The 3,947-nt window shown below is 73.0% G+C and carries 1 protein-coding gene; it reads left to right on the top strand.

Features of this window, described 5'->3' with window-relative positions; translation table 11 throughout:
• The first annotated feature begins 599 nt into the window (after positions 1–599).
• Positions 600–3,491: an AAA family ATPase gene (locus PUR71_RS00550; protein WP_329924288.1), complete on the top strand. Its 2,892-nt coding sequence runs from the start codon at positions 600–602 to the stop codon at positions 3,489–3,491.
• The last annotated feature ends 456 nt before the right edge of the window (positions 3,492–3,947 follow it).

The raw sequence follows: 3,947 nt of genomic DNA, 5'->3' as shown, positions 1-3,947 counted from the left end.
TGCTCGGCCCAGAAGCCCAGGCGGTCCTCGGAGGCCTGCGCGTACGCGGCCGCGGTGACGTTGGCCGCTGCGGCGAGCTCTGCCGGGGGAGCGAAACGACGCTCCTCCTTGAGCAGGTTGGCCAGGCTCTCGTTGCTCAACGACTTTCTCCTCTTGCTCCGTGCTTGCTTCTTGCCGCTTCGACGCGTCTTCCGGCGCCCGCCGAAATTCTGACGGTCCGAACGTCGCCGGTGGTTCCGAGGCGGGTGGTTCCGTGGCGGGTGGCGACCGGTGGTGGTGCGGGGGATGACGGCGAGCCGCCCGGCCCCGTCACGCTAGAACCGCACCGTCCGCCGGAACATGACGGGCGGTACCGAAAGGTCTGGCGCGGCCGCCCCGTGGCCGTGGGGAACTCCCGGCCGTCGGCGCTGACCGGCTGTTGACAGGACGTTGACGCGCCCGGGTGAGAATCGACCGCGAGCGGCCCGGTCCGGTCGTGGCGTCGCGGATTCCGCGGGTCCCGGCCCTCCACCGCTCCGGTTCCCCAGCGTCAACCTGCTCCTCCACGGTCCCGCCACGGAGGATGGTGGCGCCCCGCAGAAGGACAGCCCCGGTGTGACATGGCGACGAGCCCAACGGTGATCGATCTCGGTGAAGCGGCCGCACCGCAGGTGCAGGACGTCCTGTACGGACGCGCGCGCGAGTCGGAGGTGCTCCGGCACCTGCTGGCCTCCGGGGGAGACGGCTGCGTCTCCGTGCTGCTGGAGGGAGCCTGGGGCAGCGGGAAGACGGAACTGCTGCGGGAGGCGCTGGCCGGCGTCCGTCAGGACCAGGACGTCCTCGTGCTGTCGGCGGCGCTCGATCCGCTCGAACGCGGGCTCCCGTTCGGCCTGGTCCGCAGGTTCTCCGACCACCTGTCGCCGTGGGACGCACCGGAACCGGCCGCCGCGAACAGCGTGGCCGAACCCGATCCGGTCGCGCTCGACGACCTGTACGGGCGGTTGGTCCGCTCGACGGGCGGCAGGCGCCTGGTCCTGGCCGTCGACGACCTCCAGCGGGCCGACGCCCGTTCGCTGCGCTGGCTGCGCTACGTGCTCCGGCGCGGTGCCGAACTGCCCCTGGTCCTCCTGGCCACGCTCGGCGAGGAGGGCGTGCACCCGAACGCGGACGTCCTCGCCGGCGTCGTGCCGCTCTTCCGGCACCGGATGACGCTGGGAGGCCTCGCCGAGGACGCGGTCGATGCGCTGGCCGAGGACGTCCTCGGCCGGCACCCGGGCCGGGCCGTGGCCCCGGCCTGCCGGGAAGCCACAGGCGGGAACCCGCTGTTGCTCCGCGCCCTGCTGCGCGGACTCCGCGATGCCGGAACGGAGCACGCGGGGGAAACGTCGGCGGCACGGATCACCGAGTACGTCCCGGCCGACGTGGGCCCGGCCCTGCTCGCACGACTGGAGGCGCTCGCACCGCACGCCGCGACCGTGGCCACGGCGGCCGCCGTCCTGGGCGGTGTCCCGGACGCAGACCTGAACGTCGATCTGCTGGTCGAGGCCACCGCCCTCGACGAGCCGCAGGTGGAGGACGCCCTGCACGCACTCGTGCGGGCCGAGTGCCTGACCCGCACCGGCCCGGACGGGACGGCCTTCGGCTGTGCGGCCCTCGCCGCCGCCGTGGCGTCCACCGTGCTGCCCAGCCGGCGGATGGCACTCCACCGCGCAGCGGCCCGCTTCCTGCGGTCGCGCGGCGCCTCCGCACAGCGGATCGCCGTTCACCTCCTGCCCGGTCCCCGGGGCGAGGCGTGGGCACCGGAGGTCCTGGCCGCGGCCGCCGAACGGGCGGCCGAGGAGGGCCGCACCACGACGGCCGCGGCGTACCTGCGGCGTGCCCTGCGGGAGGAGACCGGCGAGGAGTCGCGGGCCGGACTGCTGGCCTCGCTCGGGCGGCTGGAGCTCGCCTCCAGCGTCCCGGTGGCCGTCCGCAGCCTGGAGAGCAGCCTCCGGTTGTCCCGGAACCCGGTCGAACGGACGGCGGTGGCACGCCGACTGGCCGGCGCGATGCTGGCCGTGGACCGCTACCCGGAGGCGCTGGAGGTGCTCCGGCGCACCAGCGAAAACATCCGGGAGGCGGACCCCGCCGACGCCCTGCGGCTGGAGATCGACCGCATCCACATCGCCCTGACCAACCTGGCCTCCGCCCCGGACGCCGTGGAGCGGCTGATGGGGATGAACGTCCTCGACGCGCCGGACAACGCTGTCCGGCGGCCGCTGGCCGCGCTGCTGAGCCTGCGCGCGGTCATGGTCGGCCGGTGCCCGGAGGAGGCCGTGAGCCTGGCGGAACTGGCGCTGGTGGAGGGGGCGGACCCGCTGTCCGCCGAGTCCTTCGTCCATGTCGACGCCCTGGTCGCCTTGCGGGCCGCCGGCGGGACGGTGGCGGCGCTGGAGCACGCCGACGCCGCCGTGCGGCAGGCACAGGCCCGTGGCTCGGTGCTCGGGCGTCTGCAGGCGCTCAGCGTGCGGGCGAACCTGGCGGGACGGGTGGGGCGCCTCGCGGACAGCCAGGCGGACGCGGTCTCGGCGCTGGAGGAACTGCGGGCGATAGACATCGGGCCGGCGCACAGCGTCGCCGTGTTCGCGACCGCGACGTCGATGGACTCGCTCGTCCGGCAGGGAAAGCCCGAGGACGCCGAGGGCCTGCTCCATTACGCCGGGCTGGACGACGAGTTGAACGCCAACTGGGTCAATGACCACGTCCTGATGGTCCGCGGCCGGCTGCGGGTCGCGCAGGGGCGGCTGGACGAGGGGCTCGCCGACTTCCTCCTCTGCGGCGAACGGGCCGTCGCCCGTGGGATGTCCGGGCCCGGTTTCCACTCCTGGCGCTCCGAAGCGGCGCTGGTCCAGGCGGCGCTGCGGCGCGGCGCCGCCGCCCGGTCGCTGGCGGAGGAAGAACTCGGGCTGGCCCGGACCTGGGGGACGCCGGAGGCCGTGGGCACCGCCCTGACCGCGCTGGGCGTGGTCCTCGGCGGAGGGGAGGGGCTCGACCTGCTCCGCGAGGCGGTCGGCGTGCTCGAAGACGCCCCCGCACGCCTGCGGTACGCCCAGGCGCTGGCCGACTGCGGCGTCCTCGCACGAAAGGCCGGGCGACTGCCCGAGGCCCGCACCTGCCTCCAGCGGGCGGCCAGCGTCGCCGACGAGTGCGGAGCGGCCCCGCTCGTCGACCTGGCACTCGCGGAACTCCGCGCCGTCGGCGACCGCCCGCGCACCCGCACGTTCCACGGCGTGAACGCCCTCACCCCGACCGAACGACGCGTCGCGGACCTCGCCCTCCAGGGCATGACCAACCGCGAGATAGCCCAGCACCTCTTCGTCGGCCTGCGAACGGTGGAGGTTCACCTCACCAACGTCTACGGCAAACTCGCCATCGACGGCCGATCGGGCCTGCCCACGGCCCTGGCGTCCACCGGGGGAGGCAGCCGCGACGAATCTCCTGAGCGCTTTGCCTCGGGGGCGGAGTGGGAGTAGTGTTCCCTAGTCGCTCGGCAGGGAGCACCGGACACGCATCGGCGCGGACGGTCCCGGGGCGGCCAATCCTCTGAAACACCACTTCCCAGCTCGGGCCGGGTCCGGCTTGCCATGCGCAGGTCCGGCTCGATGTGCATGGGGCGTACGTGTTTATCGGGATTGCATTCGGACTTCGGCCGGATTCGCTCTACGGAGCGGGGATCGGCTAGAGTTCGAAACGTCGGACGGGGCGCCAAGCACCGAAAGACGCCAGCGAATCGGATGAATGAAACTCCGGAAAACGGAGCGGAAAACGTCTGATAAGCTGGAAACACGGAAGAACGAAGCGCCCGGAGGGCCCGCTGGAAGGCGGCTCGAAGGAAGCGTCCGTTCCTTGAGAACTCAACAGCGTGCCAAAAGTCAACGCCAGATATGTTGACATCCCCGGCCTCGATCGTCTGATCGGGGTTGGAGATT

The organism is Streptomyces sp. SP17BM10, from assembly GCF_036322405.1.
GTDB lineage: Bacteria > Actinomycetota > Actinomycetes > Streptomycetales > Streptomycetaceae > Kitasatospora.
Note: the sequence above shows the minus strand (reverse complement) of the source record. Positions and strands in the feature narration are given on the sequence as shown.